Origin of the sequence: Ectothiorhodospira shaposhnikovii (assembly GCF_047222355.1) — a bacterium.
GTDB lineage: Bacteria > Pseudomonadota > Gammaproteobacteria > Ectothiorhodospirales > Ectothiorhodospiraceae > Ectothiorhodospira.
The window spans coordinates 2,619,784-2,637,258 of sequence record NZ_CP178333.1 but is presented as its reverse complement, the minus strand read 5'-3'; the positions used below and the strand labels follow the sequence as shown (position 1 = coordinate 2,637,258).

Sequence of the window (17,475 nt, the reverse complement as noted above, 5' to 3'; positions counted from 1 at the left end):
ATGGTCAGGATGATCTTTGCTCGGCCAGGTGGATGGCCAGGGACAGGGCCTCCACGAAGCTGCCGACTTCGGCCCTGCCGGTGCCGGCCAGCTCCAGGGCGGTACCATGGTCCACCGAGGTGCGGATGATGGGCAACCCCAGGGTGATGTTCACGGCCCGGCCGAAGCCGGCATGCTTGAGTACCGGCAGTCCCTGGTCATGATACATGGCCAGCACCGCGTCCGCCTCGCCCAGATAGCGCTCGGTGAACAGGGTGTCGGCGGGCAGGGGGCCGCGCAGGTCCATGCCCTCGGTGCGCAGCTGTTCCAGCACCGGGGCGATGACCCGGATCTCCTCGTCCCCCAGGTGGCCACCCTCGCCCGCGTGGGGGTTGAGGCCGCAGACCAGGATGCGGGGTCTGGGCAAGCCGAAACGCGCCCGCAGATCCTGGTGCAGCACCCGTAGCACGCTCAGGAGTCGTGCCGGGGTGATCTCGGCGGCAACCCTGGACAGGGGCAGATGGGTGGTGGCCAGGGCCACCCTCAGGGTGCCGGCGGCCAGCATCATCACCGGCATGGGGGCGCGGCAACGCTCGGCCAGATATTCCGTGTGTCCGGTAAAGGGGATGCCCGCCGTGTTGATGACGCCCTTGTGCACCGGCCCGGTGACCAGGGCGTCAAAGGTGCCGGCCAGACAGCCGTCGGCGGCCCGGCGCAGGGTCTTGAGCACGTAGTCCCCGTTGGCCGGATCCAGCTGGCCGGCTCTGACGGGGCGGTTCACCTGGCAGTCGCCGACGATGCTCAGGCAGCCGGGGAGGTCGGCGTGGGGTGGACTGTCCGGCTCGAAGGGGGCCAGTGTCAGTGGCAGGCCCAGGGCCGCGGCCCGGTCCTGCAGCACCAGCGGGTCACCGATCACGACCCGCTGGGCCGGGCAGGGTTCCTGAGCCAGCATGGCCACCAGATCCGGGCCGATGCCCGCCGGTTCTCCCGGCGTGATGGCGATACGGGGGATGGGGTGGGCCATCATCGTGCCGGCGGCTCAATGGGAGTGGTCGGACCACCCAGGGCCAGTCTGTCCAGGCGCAGCTCCACGAAGGATTCGTCCCGCAGTCGGCGCAGCCACAGTTCCAGTTCGTCGTCACGCTTGCGATCCCGGATGATCTCCCGGGCCTGGGCACGCATCAGCTCCCGGGAGCCGTCGTGATCCCGTCGTTCCAGCACTTCCAGGATGTGCCAGCCGAACGGGGAACGGAAGGGCTCGCTGACCCGCCCCGGGGGCTGGCGGTTCATGATGTCCTCGAACTGGGGCACCAGATCACCGGGGTCGGTCCAGCCCAGGTCGCCGCCCCGCAGGGCGCTGCCCCGGTCGTCGGAGTGGGCGCGGGCCAGTTCGGCGAAGTCGGCGCCGTCCTCGATGCGGCTGCGCAGGCTGGACAGGCGTTCCAGGGCTTCATCGCTGCTCAGCACCTCGGTGGGGGTAATGAGGATGTGACGCACCCGGGTCTGGCGGATCTGGGCCCGTGTTCCGCCCCGGCGTTCCGCCAGCTTGATGATGTGGAAGCCGGAAGGGGAACGGATCACCTCGCTGACTTCGCCCTCTCGCATCAGGACCACATGACGGGCGAACAGGGTGGGTACCTGGGCGGCGTTGCGCCAGCCCAGGTCGCCGCCGTCCAGGGCGTGCTGGCCGGCGGATTCCCGCAGGGCCAGGGCGGTGAAGTCGGCCCCGTCGGCGGCTTCCTCGCGGATCTTCCGGGCCTGTTCCCGGGCGGCCTGGATCCTGTCGGGGGTCGCCCCTTCGGGGAGAGAAATCAGCAGATGCAGCAGGCGGTATTCCACATCCCTGTCGATGGCACCGCTTTCACTGGCGATGAGGTCGTCGATTTCCTGTTCACTGACCTGGATGCGGCTGTCCACCTGCCGGCGTCGCAACTGATTGATGGCCAGTTCATCCCGGATCTGTTCGCGAAAGGCGGGGAAATCCACACCGTCGGCCACCAGCCTGTCCCGGAATTCCGCCAGGGTCATGCGGTTTTCCCGGGCGATGTTTTCCATCGCGTTGTTCAGGGTGATGTCGTCGATGCGGATGCCGATGCGCCGTGCCTCCTGCAGTTGCAGGCGCTCCAGGATCAGGCGGTCCAGCACCGGGCGGATCAGCACCTCCCGGGGCGGGGCCTGGCCGTCGCGGGCGGCCAGCTGCTGTCCGATCTCATCCATGCGCCGCAGCAGCTCGCTCTGCATGATGACGTCTTCTTCCACCACGGCGATGATCCGGTCCATCAGTCGGCCGTCTTCCGGCACCTGGGCGCCGAGGCCGGTGGACCCGGCCAGGACCAGGAGGATCAACAGTCTAGTAATCAGTTTCATAACCCAGCACGCCCTCGCTCAGCAGGTCACCCAGGCCGGTGCCCAGGCTGCCGAGTCCCTTGAGGATAAGTTGAAAATAGATGCCTTCATTGTACTCACCCGTGACGCCGTCGTTGAGGAATCGGCGGGAGACGAGGCGGAAGGCCCAGCAGCAGCTCTTGTATTCCAGGCCCGCCAGGACTTCCAGTTCCCGGTTGTCCTCCAGACTGTAGGCCCAGCGACCCACCACATCCCAGTGACGGGACAGGGGCCAGGCAAACGAGAGGTCCGTCTGTTCCAGCAGGTCCTCGCGGTAACGATGGCCCAGGTTGACCACGCGACGTCCATCCACCCGGTATTGCAGATGAGTGGATGAACGTTCAATTTGTTCCCGTCGCGGGTCCCACTGCGCACTGGCGCGTGCGTTCCAGCGCGCACCCAGCCGTGCCCCCACCTCACCCACCAGGGATGAGCTTTCCGCGGTTTCGCCGCGATCATCCTCGCGCAGGGTCACGCGACGATCGTCGAAGTAGTGGATCTGTCCCAGGCTCGCGCGCAGGCGTTCCTCGCCGGAGCGGCTGTCGATGATTCGCGTGGTGAGGGCGGTGGTGAGCTGGTTGGCGTCGGCAACCCGGTCGGGTCCGCTGAAACGGTGGTCGCGAAACAGCTGGTCAAAGCTGAAATCGAATTGCGCGGTATCGAACAGCGGGATGTCGTCCTGGTCCCGGCGCGGGGTATAGAGGTAGTACAGGCGGGGTTCCAGGGTCTGGAGGTTCCCGCTCGCCAGGGGGCGGTCCAGGAAGATGCCGGCATCCAGGCTGGCGATGGGCAGGGATCGGGTCAGGCGACGGTCGACCCCGGCGGGCTGGTCCTCCAGGGCGTAATGGGTGACGCGGTATTTCAGGCTCGGAGTCAGGAACCAGGCTGCACCGTGTGTGGGGCGGCTGATCTCCGGCATCAGGTCCGTGCGCTGGGCGGTGACGGTGTCGTCCCGCTCGAAGGCCACCCACTCGGCCCGCAGGCGATAGTCGAATCCACCCGCTTGCAGGGGCCTGCGGCCCTGGAAGAGCAACTGGGGCAGACGCTTGTAGGGGCGGCTGGTGCTGGCGAGGGTCTCGTCCACGATCTGGAAATCCTGCACCCGCCCCAGCAGGCTCCATCCCTGACCGCTGTAGACGAGATCCGCCCGCCGTTCCAGGTGGGTGATGCTGGTATCGTCGAGCGAGTCGCCCAGGTCGCGGAAGTAGCGCTCATCGGAGACGTCGGTGCCCGTCGTATGAAAGTGCAGCCGGGGGGCGATGCGCCAGTGGTGATCCCAGGCCACCAGGACGCGATCCTCGCCATAGCTCGTGTCGTTGGGCAGGTAATCCAGCTGGATTTTGCCCCGGTTGTCGGGATTCAGGTAACGGAACTCCGACATCAGCATGGCGCCCCGGCTGTCCATCAGGCGCAGACCCAGGGTGGCATCCCGATGGGGCGCCAGGTTCAGATAGAAGGGGATCAGCAGATCGGCGCCGGTATTGTCCGAGGTGCCGAAACTGGGCGGCAGCAGGCCGGATTTACGGCGGTCATCGATGGGGAAGGTGATCCACGGGGTGTAGAACAGGGGCACCCCCTGAAAGCGCAGCAGGACATTCCGGGCCGTGCCCTGGCCGCTGTCCTGATTCAGCTGCACATGACGCGCGCTGAGCAGCCAGTCGTCCCGGCCGGGATCGCAGGTGGTGAAGGTGGCTCCCTCAAGGTAGAGGGTGTCGCTGCCGCGGGGCTCCAGCGCCCGGGCTTCACCCCGGGCATGGCGGGGGTCGTAGCGGTAGCGGGCATGCTCGAACCGGCCGGTTTCCGTGTCCAGGTGCAGAAAACCGCCGGGGCTTTCAAAGAACAGTCCGGTATCGGTCTGGAACCGGACGTCCCCCCGGGTTTCCAGGAAGGAGCGGCCTTCCTCGTAGGTGATGAGATCCGCCCGCAGCATGCGACCCCGGTCATAGAGGGTGACATCCCCTTCCAGGCGGGAGATCCCGTCCCGGTCGATGAAGGCACGGTCGGCGAAGAAACGGGTCTGATCATCCCGGGGGAACGGATAGTCCAGGGATTGCGGCTGGTAGCGGCACAGGGACCAGTCATTCGCCTGGACCGTGGTGACGCAGCAGGTCATGAGCAGGCAGCAGGAGAGAAGCTTGCGAGGGTTCATGCGCGCTGGTGCGCCTGAACCACCGGGAAGAGGCCGGGTGGCGTGGTGCCTGGATGAATTGCGCTGGAATGCATGGGGACCGGGGAGACATCGGGGTGAGATGACCCCGAGACACCCGGAGTGTGTCTCGGGGCGGAGCACGTCCTTACTTGCGGCAGGACTCCAGCACCTCGGAGACCGCCTTGTAGATGGACTCGATCTCACCTTCACCCTTCACTGTCTGCAGCAGGCTGCGTTCGCTGTAATACTGCACCAGGGGGCGGGTCTGCTCTTCGTAGACCTTGAGACGCTTGCCGATGGTTTCTTCGTTGTCGTCCGCGCGGTGGGTGAGTTCACCGCCGCAGACATCGCACACGTTTTCCTTCCGGGAGGGGTTGGTGTGACGGTTGAAGACGGCGCCGCAGGAGCCGCAGGTCTGGCGGCCGGTGAGGCGCTGCATCAGATTGTCGAAGTCCACGTCGATGAGCAGCGCCACATCCAGCGGCTTGCCCAGTTCCTTGAGCAGGTCGTCCAGCGCCCCGGCCTGGGCCAGGTTGCGGGGGAACCCGTCCAGAATGTAGCCCTGCTGGGTATCCGGCATGGCCAGGCGTTCACGGATCATGCCCAGAACGATATCGTCGGTCACCAGCTGGCCCGCGTCCATGGCGGCCTTGGCCTGCTGGCCCAGGGGCGTTCCGGCGGAAACGGCAGCGCGCAGGAGATCCCCGGTGGAGATCTGAGGCACCTTGTAACGCTCCATGATCAGCTTGGACTGGGTTCCCTTGCCGGACCCCGGTGCGCCCAGAAGCACGATACGCATGGCATTTCCTCTTTAGTATATAGGCGTGTGTTGCATGGGTTATAAAGACATTAGGCCGAAACTTATACCTGCTCAAGCGCCCGGCACGCAAGCACTCCCCTTGGGGATATGGCTTTTCGTCGGCCGGGTTGCCGTTATAATGCCGCCTCCCGATTCACTCACTCTTGGGCCTGATCCAATGAACATCGACAAGATCTCCGCAGGCAAAGACCTGCCCAACGACATCAACGTGATCATCGAGATTCCCGCGTATGCCTCCCCGGTCAAGTACGAGGTGGACAAGGACAGCGGTGCCCTGCTGGTGGATCGCTTCATGGCCAGCCCCATGTTCTATCCCTGCAACTACGGGTTCGTGCCCCATACCCTGTCCGATGACGGTGACCCGGTGGACGTGTTGGTGATGACCCCCTTCCCGGTGGCCAGCGGCAGCGTGATCCGTTGCCGCCCCGTGGGCATGCTCAAGATGACCGACGAGGCGGGCGAGGATGCCAAGCTGCTGGCGGTGCCCGTGTCCAAGTTGTCCCGGGAATATGATCACATCCAGGGACCCGATGATGTCCCCGCCCTGTTACTGGACCAGATCAAGCACTTCTTCGAGCACTACAAGGAACTGGAACCCGGCAAATGGGTGAAGGTCGAAGGCTGGGTCGGCGTCGACGAGGCCCGGGCGGAGATCGAGAGTTCCGTCAAGCGTTACCAGGCCCAGGCCTGATCTCGTTGCCGGGGAGGCCCGAGGCCTCCCCGGTGCGTTTGCCCACTCTTTTCAGGCACGCCGGCCCCTATACCTCCTCCTGCCCGTGTGGCCATGAGTCTTCCGGATCAAGGGCATGTCGTCGCGTCAACCCATCAAGAATCATCACCAGGAGCAGCGGCTGTTCCTGGCCCGGATCATCACCCTGGGTGTCATCATCGTCCTGCTGTTCGGTCTTGTCGGGGTGCGGCTGACGCAGTTGCAGGTGATCAATCATTCCCATTTTTCCACCCTGTCCCAGAATAACCGGGTGCGCCTGGAAGCCCTGCCGCCGCCCCGGGGGCTGATCTATGACCGCAACGGCGTGGTGCTGGCGGAGAATCGTCCGACCTATCAGCTGGAGGTGACCCTGGAGCAGGTGGACAACCTCCAGGACACCCTGGATCGCCTGTCGGCGCTGCTGGATCTGGAACCGGCCGAGATAGATCGCTTTCGCCGCTCCCTGCGGGGCAAACGCCCTTTCCAGGCGGTGCCGCTCAAGCTCAATCTCACCGACGAGGAACTGGCCAACTTTGCCGTTAATCGGCATCTGTTCCCCGGCGTGGACGTGCAGGCCGGGGTGGCACGTCATTATCCTCATGGCGAGGCCCTGGCCCATGTCATCGGCTACGTGGGACGTATCGATGAGCGGGAACTGGCACGCATCGATACCCGTCGCTATGCCGGCACCACCCACATCGGCAAGCTGGGGGTGGAACGCTATTACGAAGATCACCTGCATGGTCATGTGGGGTTCCAGAAGGTGGAGGTGAATGCCCAGGGCCGGACCCTGCGGGTACTGGAGCGGGAGCCGCCGGTACCGGGGCGTGATCTGGTGCTGAGCCTGGACGTGCGCCTGCAGGCCGTGGCCCAGGAGGCACTGGACGGCATGGCCGGCGCCATCGTCGCCATGGATCCCCGCAACGGCGAGGTCCTGGCCATGGTCAGCATGCCCACTTTCGATCCCAACCTCTTCGTGCACGGGATTCCGGCCCGAACCTTCCAGGAGTTGCGCAACAACCGCCGTCAGCCGCTGTTCAACCGTGCCCTCTCCGGTCAGTACCCGCCGGGTTCCACCCTGAAGATGCTGGTGGGTCTGGCGGGGCTTGAGCATGGGGTGATCCGGGCCGACCGCATGATGTTCGCCGCCGGCTACTACACCCTGCCCAACGACACCCGCCGCTACCGGGACTGGCGTCGACACGGCCATGGCTGGGTGGACCTGGACAAGGCCATCACCCAGTCTTCCGACGTGTATTTCTATGACATGTCCTTCCGGCTGGGGATCGATCGCATGTCGGAGTTTCTGGGCCGTTTCGGGGTGGGGGAGGCCACGGGCATCGACAGTACGGGCGAACGTCGCGGCCTGTTGCCCAGCCGGGAATGGAAGCGGGCCGCCCAGGGCATGCCCTGGTTTCCCGGCGAGACCCTGATCGCCTCCATCGGACAGGGCTACATGCTGGCCACGCCCATGCAGCTGGCCTCCATCAGCAGTACCCTGGCCATGCGGGGCCAGCGGGTGCGTCCCCATCTGCTGCGCGGCATGCTGGGCGAGGACGGCGAGGAACTGCATGTGGCCGAGCCGGAGTTCCTGGCCCCGGTGCAGGTGTCCCGCGCGGAGTTCTGGGACCAGGTGCTGACCCCGATGGAGCATGTCATGCACCGTCCCAACGGCACCGCCTATCATTCGGCGGGCCGCGACGCGCCCTATCGCATCGCCGGTAAGACGGGGACGTCACAAGTGTTCGGCCTGGGGCAGGACGAGGAATACGATGAGGCGTCCGTGGCCAAGCACCTGCGGGATCACGCCCTGTTCATCGGTTTTGCGCCGGCGGATGATCCCCGCATCGCGGTGGCGGTGCTGGTGGAGAACGGCGGCAGCGGTGGCCGGGTGGCGGCACCGGTGGCCCGCAAGGTGATGGACTATTTCATACTGGAGATGACCCCCTGATGCTCAACGGCACCGCGGAAGAACACGGCCTGGGGCGCGCCATCGTCCGTGCCCTGCACCTGGATTTGCTGTTGCTGGGCGGGGTGGCGCTGTTGCTGGCCATGGGCTTCGTGGTGCTCTACAGCGCCAGCGGGGAAGACCTGGATACCCTGTATCGCCAGGGGGTGCGGGTGGGTATTGCCTTCACCGTGCTGATGGTGATGGCGCAGATCCCGGCCAACCATCTGCGCCAGTGGTCGCCATGGGTGTATGCCGGCGGGGTGTTGCTGTTGCTGGCGGTGATGTTCTTCGGCGAAGTGGGCAAGGGAGCGCAGCGGTGGCTGGATCTGGGCGTGGTGCGTTTCCAGCCTTCCGAGTTCATGAAGATCGCCGTGCCCATGATGGTGGCCTGGTATTTCGCCGACCGCCCCCTGCCGCCCCGGTTCCTGGAAGTGGCGGCGGCGGCTTTGCTGGTGATGGTGCCGGCCGTGCTCATCGCCAAGCAGCCGGACCTGGGTACCGCCCTGCTGGTGGCGGGATCCGGTCTGGTGATCATCTTTCTGGCCGGGGTGCGCTGGCGTATTCTCATGGGGCTGGGGGCCCTGGCCCTGGTGGCGGCACCGTTGCTGTGGCATTTCATGCAGGATTATCAGCGTCGGCGGGTACTCACGTTGCTGAACCCGGAGAGCGACCCCCTGGGGGCCGGCTATCACATCATCCAGTCCAAGATCGCCATCGGTTCCGGCGGGTTCTACGGCAAGGGCTGGCTCAACGGTACCCAGTCCCAGCTCGAGTTCCTGCCGGAGCGTTCCACCGACTTCATCTTCGCCGTCTACGCCGAGGAGTTCGGCCTGATGGGCATCCTGCTGCTGCTGTCCCTCTACCTGCTGGTGATCCTGCGCGGGCTGACCATCGCCCTGCGGGCCCAGGATACCTATTCGCGCCTGCTGGCCGGCAGCCTGAGCTTCACCTTCTTCGTCTACGTATTCGTCAACACGGGCATGGTGTCGGGACTGCTGCCGGTGGTCGGGGTCCCCTTGCCCTTATTCAGCTACGGCGGTACGTCCATGGTGACCCTGATGGCGGCTTTCGGTATTCTCATGTCCATCAACTCCCATCGCAGACTACTCGCCCGATGACTTCCCTGTGCGCTTCTCCAGTGCCTTTCCACCGTCGTATCCTCTCCCTGCTGCTGACGGCGCTGCTGTTGGGCACCTGTGCCGCGGCCGGGGCCAACCCTCGCGGCCTGGTGGCCGGTGATCCGCCCTACCTGGAGCGCGATGACGTCCGGGAGTTCATCCGCACCCTGGCCCGGGAAGACGGCTTCGATGCCCGCGAGCTGGAGCGCCTGTTTGCCGAGGCCAGGCCGCAGCAGCGGATCCTGGATCTGATCTCCACCCCGGCCGAGGCCCGGCCCTGGAAGGATTACCGTCCGATCTTCCTCACCGAGCAGCGTATCCGTGCCGGGGAGCGTTTCTGGCAGGAGCATGAGGCCACCATCCTGCGTGCCCAGGAGACCTTCCAGGTCAATGCGGAGATCATCGTCGCCATCATCGGCGTGGAAACCTTCTACGGCCGCCATCAGGGCACCTTCCCGGTGCTGGACGCCCTGGTGACCCTGGGCTTTGACTATCCGCCCCGGGCGAATTTCTTCCGTTCCGAACTGCGCCACTACCTGCATCTGGCGCGGGAGGAAGGGCTGGACCTGCGAGGCACGCTCGGTTCCTATGCCGGGGCCATGGGCCGGGGGCAGTTCATCTCTTCCAGCTATCGTGAATATGCCGTGGACTTCAGCGGCGACGGCCGTCGGGACCTGCTCAACTCCTGGCCCGATGCCATCGGCAGCGTGGCCAATTATTTCCGTCGTCATCACTGGACCATGGGCGCGCCCGTGGTGGTGCGGGCCCGGGTGGAGGGCGATGCCTACAAGTCCCTGGTCGGCGGCGGCTACCAGGCCCGATACGGCCTCGACGAACTGGCCCGCCACGGCATCGTGCCGGAAGGTCGGGTCGCCCCCGACGCCCGCTTCTCCGTGATCGAACTGCAGGCGGAGGAGGGGACCCAGGTCTGGCTGGGTTACGAGAACTTCTACGTCATCACCCGCTACAACCGCAGTCCGCTCTATGCCATGGCGGTGTATGAGTTGGCTCGGGAGATTCGCAAGGCCCGGGAGCAGGCCCTGGCGGAGGGTGGGGCGCGGTGACACGGCACGGTGCCATGCGTCTTTTGCCGGTCATCTTGCTGGCGCTGATCCTGGCAGCCTGCAGCGGCAGCCGCGGTCCGGCCCCTGTTTCCGGGTACACACCGGAAGAGCGCGACGGCGCCCCCCATCCCAGCCGGATCCCGGATCTGTCCCGGATCCCCGAGCCGGTGCCCCGGGTGGAGCCCATGAGCCGTTACGGCAACCCGGAGTCCTATGTGGTATTCGGGCGCCGCTACACCACCCTGGACAGCGCGCAAGGGTATCGCGAGCGCGGCGTGGCTTCCTGGTACGGGACCAAGTTCCATGGCCGGCGCACTTCCAGCGGCGAGCCTTATGACATGTTCGCCATGACCGCGGCCCATACTTCCTTGCCCCTGCCCACCTACGTGCGGGTGACCAACCTGGAAAACGGCCGCAGCGTGGTGGTGCGGGTGAATGACCGCGGACCGTTCGTGGACAACCGCATCATCGACCTTTCCTATGCGGCGGCCCATCGCATCGGCATGCTGGATCGGGGCACGGCGCGGGTGGAGGTCAAGGCCCTGACGCCCGAACCGTCCGGCCCGAATGTCATCCAGGCCGGCTGGGTGGAGCCGTCGCCGCCCGCCGGGCCGTCCGAATCCGGCCTGGCCGGACCCGTATTCCTGCAGGTGGGCGCCTTTTCCAGCCGCGTGAACGCGGAGCAGTTGCGCGACCGTCTGCACGCGCGGCTCGACCAGGTGGCCGTGCTGGAAAGTCGCCAGGACGACACCACGCTTTACCGTGTGCGTGTCGGTCCCCTGTCGGACGTGCGCAGCAAGCGGGATACGGTCCGGATCCTGCAGTCCATGGGGCTTGGAGACTATCGGGTCGTCGCCGATTGAACCCCTTCGCATCCGGGGTGTCCCTGGTGTGTTACCCTTTTCGATCCGAATACCCATTCCGTCGGTTTTACAGCCCCTGAAGATGCCATGATGCCAAGACTCGTCGTCAGCGTTCTGTTGCTTGCCCTCCTGTTGCCCGGACTGGCCGGCGCCAGCCTGCGTGTCTCCCCCCCCTCGGACCTGACCGCGCGCAACTATGTGCTGCTGGATGCGGTCAGCGGCATGGTACTCGCCGAGCGGGCCGCCAACGAGCGGGTCGAGCCCGCCAGCCTCACCAAGATCATGACCGCCTATATCGTCTTCAAGGAATTGCAGGACGGTCGGCTGGCTCTGAACGAACCGGTGGACGTGAGTGAACGGGCCTGGCGAACCGGCATGCGGGGGGCATCGCGCATGTTCATCGAGGTGAACACCCAGGTCGGGGTCGAGGAATTGATCCGCGGCATGATCGTGCAGTCCGGCAACGACGCCTGCGTCGCCCTGGCGGAGCGCATTGCCGGTACGGAAGGCGCCTTCGTGGACATGATGAACGCCCAGGCCCGCGCCCTGGGGATGTACGATACCCAATTCCAGAACAGCCACGGCCTGCCCAGTGACGCGGCCCAGTACACCACGGCCCACGACATCGCCGTGCTGATGCAAGCCCTGATCCGGAATTTTCCCGAATACTATTCCTACTATTCCGAACGCAGCTTCACCTTCAACGGCATCTCCCAGTCCAATCGCAACATCCTGCTGTGGCGGGATGACTCCGTGGACGGGGGCAAGACCGGCTGGACCAGCAATGCCGGTTATAACCTGGTGTCTTCCGCCCAGCGGGACGGCATGCGTCTGGTGGCCGCCGTCATGGGTATCCAGGCCGGTGATCACGAGCAGGGTGGACGCATCCGCGCCAATGAGTCCCAGGCCCTGTTCAACTGGGGCTTCAGGCAGTTCGAGGGCCACAAGCTCTATGACGGCGGGCTGGCCCTGACCGAAGCCCGGGTCTTCAAGGGAGAGCAGAACAAGGTCCAGCTGGGTCTGGTGCAGGATCTTCACGTGACCATCCCCCGCGGCAGCTATGATCGCCTCCAGGCCGAGATTTCCCTGGGCAGCAAGCTGGAAGCCCCCATCGAGCAGGGGCGTGCCTACGGCGAACTGCGCATCATGCTGGACGGCGAACCGCTGCGGGTATTGCCCCTGGTGGCCTTGCAGGGCGTCGAGGAGGGCGGCCTGTTCCGGCGCCTGATCGACAGTGCCTGGATGCTGGTGCGCTAACACTGCGGATGGTTCAAGACATGATCATCTATCTCAATGGTGAGTTCGTTCCGGAAACACAGGCCCGGGTGTCCGTGTTCGACCGGGGTTTTCTGTTCGGTGACGGGGTCTACGAGGTGATCCCCGTGTTCGGCGGCCGCCCTTTGCGGCTGGCGGAGCATCTGGAGCGCCTGACGCGTAGTCTGGCCGAGGTGCGCATCGACAATCCCCATGATCGGTCGGGATGGGAGTCCCTGTTCACGACCTTGCTGGAGAAAAATCCGGGCGGGGACCGCAGCCTCTACGTCCAGGTGACCCGGGGCGTGGCCCGGCGTGATCACGCCTTTCCGACCGGCGTCCGGCCCACGGTCTTTGCCATGGTCAACCCCATCGTCCCCCAGAATCCGGCGGTACTGGAGCAGGGGGTGGCGGCGGTGGTGGTCGACGACCATCGCTGGTCCCGTTGCGACATCAAGGCCATCACCCTGCTGCCCAACGTGCTGGCCCGTCAGGAGGCCCTGGATGCCGGGGCGACGGAAGCCATCCTGATCCGTCAGGGGCTGGCAACGGAAGGGGCGGCAAGCAATCTGTTCGTGGTGGGAGACGGCGTCATCGTCACCCCGCCCAAGGACCGATCCCTCCTGCCCGGCATCACCCGTGATCTGGTGGTGGAACTGGCCCAGGAGGCGGGGCTGCCGTTGATGGAGTCCACCATTCCGGAGCAGTCCCTGCGGGTGGCGGAGGAGATCTGGCTGACCAGTTCCACCCGGGAGATCCTGCCCGTGACCCGTCTGGACGGTCGGCCGGTGGGGGCGGGCGTGCCCGGTCCGGTGTGGCGCCGCGTGCACGGCCTGTACCAGGATTACAAGGCCCGACTGCGGGAGACCGCATGATGCAAAAGCCTGAAGAGATGGGGTTGCAGTTTCCCTGCCAGTTCCCGGTCAAGGTATTCGGTGCCTCGGTGCCGGAACTGGGGGAACGGGTGCGGGCCATCGTCGGCAAGCACGTGCCGGACATCCGGGAGTCGGATTTCTCCATGCGTGCCTCCAAGGGCGGGCGCTACCAGGCCATCACCATCCGTGTCCACGCTCGCAGCCAGGCCCAGATGGATGCCCTCTACCTTGAGCTCAATGCCTGTGAGCTGGTGCAGATGACCCTCTGAGTCCGGTCTGATGTCCGCCATTCTCGTACGCCGCCTGGGGCGCCGGGACTATGCTTCCACCTGGCGGCGGATGCAGGCCTTCACCGATGTCCGGGATGAAACCACCGCTGATGAACTCTGGCAGGTGGAGCATCCTCCGGTGTTCACCCTGGGCCTCAACGGCAAGTCCGAGCACATTCTCGATGCGGGTGACATCCCGGTGATTTCGGTGGACCGGGGTGGTCAGGTGACCTATCACGGACCGGGGCAGGTGGTCATTTACACCCTGCTGGATCTGCGGCGCTCGGGCCTGGGGGTGAGGGCCCTGGTCACCGCGCTGGAGTCGGCGGTGATCGATTATCTGGCCACCCAGGGCATCACCGCCCGGGCCAGGCCGGATGCACCGGGCGTCTATGTGGATGGGGCCAAGATTGCCGCCCTGGGGCTTCGGGTCAGGCGAGGGGGCAGTTATCATGGGCTGGCCTTCAACCTTGACCCGGACCTGTCCGCCTTTGATCGCATCAATCCCTGCGGCTATCGGGGCCTGGCGACCACCTCGCTGGCGGCGCTGGGCGTGCGGACGGACTGGGGCCTGGCGGCCCAGGGGCTGACGAACGCCTTGTCACGGCGGTTGCAAAGGCCGCTCATTGCCCCATGATTCCCAGTGTCACCCGGTCCCTGCCGCCCAGATCCCGCACCGTGTCCACTTCGGTAAACCCCCGCTGCTCCAGCAGCGCCCGCACGGCCTCGCCTTGATCCATTCCGTGTTCCAGCAGTAATGCGCCGCCTGGTCCGAGATGACCGGGGGCCTGCTCGACGATCCGGCGGATGTCCGTCAGCCCGTCCGGCCCGGAGGCCAGGGCCGAGCGTGGTTCGAAGCGCAGATCACCCTGGGTCAGATGGGGGTCTGCGTCGGCGATATAGGGGGGGTTGGAGACGATCAGATCGAACCGTTCGCCGGTCAGGGGCGCGAACCAGCTGCCCTGGCGGCATTCGACCCGTGCCTCCAGACCCAGCCGCGTCACGTTTTCCCGTGCCACCGCCAGTGCCTGGGGCGAGCGGTCCACGGCAACGATACGGCATCGAGGGCGCTCCACGGCCAGGGCCAGGGCGATGGCACCCGTGCCCGTGCCCAGGTCCGCCAGCCGGCCCGAAAAGTCTTCGGCCAGCCGAGACAGGGCGGCCTCCACCAGGGTTTCAGTATCGGGGCGGGGGATCAGCACGCCGGGGCGGACCGTGAGGTTCAGGGACCAGAATTCCCGGCAGCCCAGCAGGTAGCTGACCGGTTCGCCCTCGCCGCGACGCCGCACCAGGGTCCGAAAGATCGCCAGGGCGTCCGGGTCTTCCAGGATGTCATCGCCATGGGCATAGAGCCAGCCGCGGTCCTTGCCCAGGACATGGGCCAGCAGCAACTCGGCTTCCAGGCGGGGGGCGTCCCCCTGGGCCAGGGCGGATCTCGCCTCGACCAGCAGGGCCTTGAGGGTGATGGCGGGCAAGGCCGGCTTCAGTCCGCCAGGGCGGCCAGTTGTTCCGCCTGATGTTCGTTCACCAGCGGATCGATGACCGGATCCAGATCGCCGGCCATGATGGCTTCCAGCTTGTAGAGGGTCAGGTTGATGCGGTGATCCGTGACCCGCCCCTGGGGGAAGTTGTAGGTGCGGATGCGCTCGGAGCGATCCCCGCTGCCCACCAGGCTCTTGCGGGTGGCGCTTTGTTCCTGGAAGCGGCGGGTCTCTTCCCGCTCGATCAGCTTGGCGGCGAGCAGACTCATGGCCCGGGCCTTGTTCTTGTGCTGGGAGCGCTCGTCCTGGCATTCCACCACCAGGCCGGTGGGCAGGTGGGTGAGACGCACGGCGGAATCGGTACGGTTGACGTGCTGGCCGCCGGCGCCGCTGGCCCGGTAGGTGTCGATGCGAAGGTCCGCCGGATTGATCTCGGGGATCTCCATCTCGTCCGGTTCCGGCATCACGGCGACGGTGGCGGCGGAGGTGTGGATGCGACCCTGGGACTCTGTATCCGGCACCCGTTGTACCCGGTGGGCGCCGGACTCGAACTTGAGGCGGGAATAGACCCCGCGCCCAATGATGCGGGCGATGACCTCCCGGTAACCGCCATGCTCGCCCTCGCTTTCGGACAAGAGTTCCACTTGCCAGCCCCGGGTTTCCGCATAGCGGCTGTACATGCGGAACAGATCGCCGGCAAAGATGGCGGCCTCGTCCCCGCCGGTGCCGGCACGGATTTCCAGGAAGGTGTTGTTCTCGTCGTGGGGGTCTTTCGGGATCAGGTGCCGCTGCAGGTCCAGTTCCAGGGACTCCAGCCGGGACGAGACCGCGGGGATCTCCTCCTCGGCCATGGCGCGCAGGTCCGGGTCCGGATCGCGGGCCATCTGGCGGGCCGCCTCCAGCTCATCGAGTGCGGCGGCATAGGCCTTCCAGCTCTGAACCACCGGTTCGAGCTGGCTGTATTCCATGGAATACCGGCGAAAGCGATCCTGATCCCCGATGACCTGCGGGTCCGCCAGCAGGCCGCTGAGTTCCTCGAAACGATCCGCGATGTCTTCAAGCTTGCGGCGAATGGAGTCTTTCACGAATGGATCTTGTCGGTGGAACTCGGCAGCTTGAAGAGGGCATGGGCCGCGTCCACCAGTTCCAGACGGCCTTCGCGGGCGGCCTCGTTCATGGTGTGGCAGGGGTCATGCAGCAGCTTGTTGGTGAGGGTATGGGCCAGGAAGGACAGAGCCTCTTCCGGCGACCTGCCGGCGGCCACCATCTGATTGGCCTTTTCCAGCACCTCCATCTGCACGCCGTGGGCCTTGTCGCGGAAGGCGCAGATGGTGCTCACCGCGCTCTGGGCCCGCAACCAGCCCATGAAGGTGCTGACCTGGGATTCGATGATCTCCTCCGCCTGACGCGCCGCCTCGCGGCGGGACTGGAGGTTTTCCTGGATGACCTCTTCCAGGTCGTCCACGGTATAGAGGAAGACGTTGTCCAGATTGCCCACCTCCGGCTCGATGTCCCGGGGCACGGCGATGTCCACCATGAACATGGGGCGGCGCTTGCGGGCCTTCAGGGCGCGCTCCACAGCGCCCTTGCCCAGGATCGGCAGGGGACTGGCGGTGGAGGAAATGAGGATGTCGGCCTCCGCCAGACGGGCGGGGATCTCGGACAGGGTGATGACTTCGGCGTCGAACTCGCTGGCCAGTACCTTGGCCCGTTCCACCGTGCGGTTGGCGACGATGATACGGCCGATCTGGTTGCTGTGCAGGTGGCGGGCCGCCAGTTCGATGGTTTCACCGGCGCCGATCATGAGGGCGGTGAGGGGCTTCATGTCGCCCCAGATCTGCTTGGCCAGGGAGACGGCGGCAAAGGCCACCGAGACCGGGCTGGACCCGATGGCGGTGGAGGTGCGGACGTTCTTGGCCACCGAGAAGGCATGCTGGAACAGTCGTCCCAGTTGGCGGCCCAGGGTGCCGGCGGCGCCGGCGCTCTGATAGGAGCCCTTGAGCTGGCCCAGGATCTGGGGTTCGCCCAGCACCAGGGAGTCCAGGCCGCAGGCCACGCGGAGCAGGTGCTTGACCGCGTCGGCTTCCGAGTGACGATAGATGTAGGGCTGGATCTCGCCGGGCTTGAGGCGGTGGAAGTCCGCCATCCAGTGCAGCACCCGGTCCGTTGGCTGGTGGGCTTCGGAGCGGAAGTAGATCTCCGTCCGGTTGCAGGTGGACAGGATCGCCGCTTCCTCCACCGGAGTGGAGCGGGTCAGACCGGTGAGGGCTTCATCCATGCGGTCCGGGGAGAACACGACGCGTTCACGAATTCCCACCGGGGCGGATTTATGATTGACTCCGAGAGTAAAAAGCATCGCACGTGAGGACCTGTGGAATAGCGTATTCTGCGCCAGCATTGAAGTCATGACAAGATGTCCCGGATTTTCAACCCTTTGAGTCCGCTCGTAAAACCGGTCTGCCCAAAATTGACCTGTCGCGGCGGGAACTTATCGGCCGCCGTGGGGTGCTAAGGAACATGGGAAGGAAAAATGCGCTTGCATCGCGGTGCGTCATTTT

The 17,475-nt window shown here is 65.6% G+C and carries 16 protein-coding genes; 9 read left to right on the top strand and 7 right to left on the bottom strand.

Annotated features, from left to right (window positions below; translation table 11 throughout):
• Window positions 1-4: 4 nt before the first annotated feature.
• The 4 genes from pdxA to ACLF6L_RS12010 all read right to left on the bottom strand — a co-directional run bounded on the left by pdxA (window position 5) and on the right by ACLF6L_RS12010 (window position 5,312).
• Window positions 5-1,006 (bottom strand): 4-hydroxythreonine-4-phosphate dehydrogenase PdxA, encoded by a 1,002-nt coding sequence (gene pdxA, locus ACLF6L_RS12025; protein WP_238615782.1) that lies wholly within the window; start codon window positions 1,004-1,006, stop codon window positions 5-7.
• Entirely contained in the window at window positions 1,003-2,346 is a 1,344-nt protein-coding gene (locus ACLF6L_RS12020; RefSeq protein ID WP_238615783.1) for a peptidylprolyl isomerase, read from the bottom strand. The genes pdxA and ACLF6L_RS12020 overlap by 4 nt, the downstream gene beginning before the upstream one ends.
• Window positions 2,330-4,513: an LPS-assembly protein LptD gene (locus ACLF6L_RS12015; RefSeq protein ID WP_412851751.1), complete on the bottom strand. Its 2,184-nt coding sequence runs from the start codon at window positions 4,511-4,513 to the stop codon at window positions 2,330-2,332. The genes ACLF6L_RS12020 and ACLF6L_RS12015 overlap by 17 nt, the downstream gene beginning before the upstream one ends.
• 145 nt (window positions 4,514-4,658) lie before the next feature.
• Window positions 4,659-5,312 carry an adenylate kinase gene (locus ACLF6L_RS12010; RefSeq protein ID WP_238615785.1) on the bottom strand — a complete coding sequence of 218 codons (654 nt, stop codon included), beginning with the start codon at window positions 5,310-5,312 and terminating at the stop codon, window positions 4,659-4,661.
• A 178-nt stretch (window positions 5,313-5,490) separates the two neighbouring features.
• On the opposite strand from ACLF6L_RS12010, the gene ppa reads away from it, so the two are divergent.
• The 9 genes from ppa to lipB all read left to right on the top strand — a co-directional run bounded on the left by ppa (window position 5,491) and on the right by lipB (window position 14,073).
• Window positions 5,491-6,024: an inorganic diphosphatase gene (gene ppa, locus ACLF6L_RS12005; protein ID WP_238615786.1), complete on the top strand. Its 534-nt coding sequence runs from the start codon at window positions 5,491-5,493 to the stop codon at window positions 6,022-6,024.
• A 115-nt stretch (window positions 6,025-6,139) separates the two neighbouring features.
• On the top strand, window positions 6,140-7,993 hold the full coding sequence (gene mrdA / locus ACLF6L_RS12000; RefSeq protein ID WP_412851750.1) for a penicillin-binding protein 2: 1,854 nt from the start codon (window positions 6,140-6,142) through the stop codon (window positions 7,991-7,993).
• Window positions 7,993-9,111 (top strand): rod shape-determining protein RodA, encoded by a 1,119-nt coding sequence (gene rodA, locus ACLF6L_RS11995; protein ID WP_238615788.1) that lies wholly within the window; start codon window positions 7,993-7,995, stop codon window positions 9,109-9,111. The genes mrdA and rodA overlap by 1 nt, the downstream gene beginning before the upstream one ends.
• Window positions 9,108-10,175, top strand: a complete 1,068-nt coding sequence (mltB, locus tag ACLF6L_RS11990; protein WP_238615789.1) for a lytic murein transglycosylase B — start codon at window positions 9,108-9,110, stop codon at window positions 10,173-10,175. The genes rodA and mltB overlap by 4 nt, the downstream gene beginning before the upstream one ends.
• On the top strand, window positions 10,172-11,038 hold the full coding sequence (locus ACLF6L_RS11985; protein WP_238615790.1) for a septal ring lytic transglycosylase RlpA family protein: 867 nt from the start codon (window positions 10,172-10,174) through the stop codon (window positions 11,036-11,038). The genes mltB and ACLF6L_RS11985 overlap by 4 nt, the downstream gene beginning before the upstream one ends.
• A gap of 87 nt (window positions 11,039-11,125) precedes the next feature.
• A complete protein-coding gene (locus tag ACLF6L_RS11980; RefSeq protein WP_008931098.1) occupies window positions 11,126-12,295 on the top strand; it encodes a D-alanyl-D-alanine carboxypeptidase family protein in 1,170 nt (389 codons plus the stop codon).
• 20 nt (window positions 12,296-12,315) lie between these two features.
• Window positions 12,316-13,167 (top strand): D-amino acid aminotransferase, encoded by an 852-nt coding sequence (locus tag ACLF6L_RS11975; protein ID WP_412851749.1) that lies wholly within the window; start codon window positions 12,316-12,318, stop codon window positions 13,165-13,167.
• Window positions 13,164-13,436, top strand: coding sequence for a YbeD family protein (locus tag ACLF6L_RS11970; protein WP_040404875.1), 273 nt, complete (start codon window positions 13,164-13,166; stop codon window positions 13,434-13,436). Before ACLF6L_RS11975 ends, ACLF6L_RS11970 begins: the two co-directional genes overlap by 4 nt.
• A gap of 10 nt (window positions 13,437-13,446) precedes the next feature.
• Window positions 13,447-14,073, top strand: a complete 627-nt coding sequence (gene lipB, locus ACLF6L_RS11965) for a lipoyl(octanoyl) transferase LipB (RefSeq protein ID WP_412851748.1) — start codon at window positions 13,447-13,449, stop codon at window positions 14,071-14,073.
• Here the strand turns inward: lipB and prmC are convergent.
• The 3 genes from prmC to hemA are packed head-to-tail and all read right to left on the bottom strand — an operon-like array spanning window position 14,060 to window position 17,273.
• Complete coding sequence (gene prmC / locus ACLF6L_RS11960) at window positions 14,060-14,911, bottom strand: peptide chain release factor N(5)-glutamine methyltransferase (protein ID WP_412851747.1); 852 nt, start codon at window positions 14,909-14,911, stop codon at window positions 14,060-14,062. The two genes, lipB and prmC, sit on opposite strands and share 14 nt — an antisense overlap.
• A gap of 8 nt (window positions 14,912-14,919) precedes the next feature.
• Window positions 14,920-16,002 (bottom strand): peptide chain release factor 1, encoded by a 1,083-nt coding sequence (gene prfA / locus ACLF6L_RS11955; RefSeq protein WP_238615794.1) that lies wholly within the window; start codon window positions 16,000-16,002, stop codon window positions 14,920-14,922.
• Entirely contained in the window at window positions 15,999-17,273 is a 1,275-nt protein-coding gene (gene hemA / locus ACLF6L_RS11950) for a glutamyl-tRNA reductase (protein WP_040404872.1), read from the bottom strand. Before hemA ends, prfA begins: the two co-directional genes overlap by 4 nt.
• Window positions 17,274-17,475 lie beyond the last annotated feature (202 nt).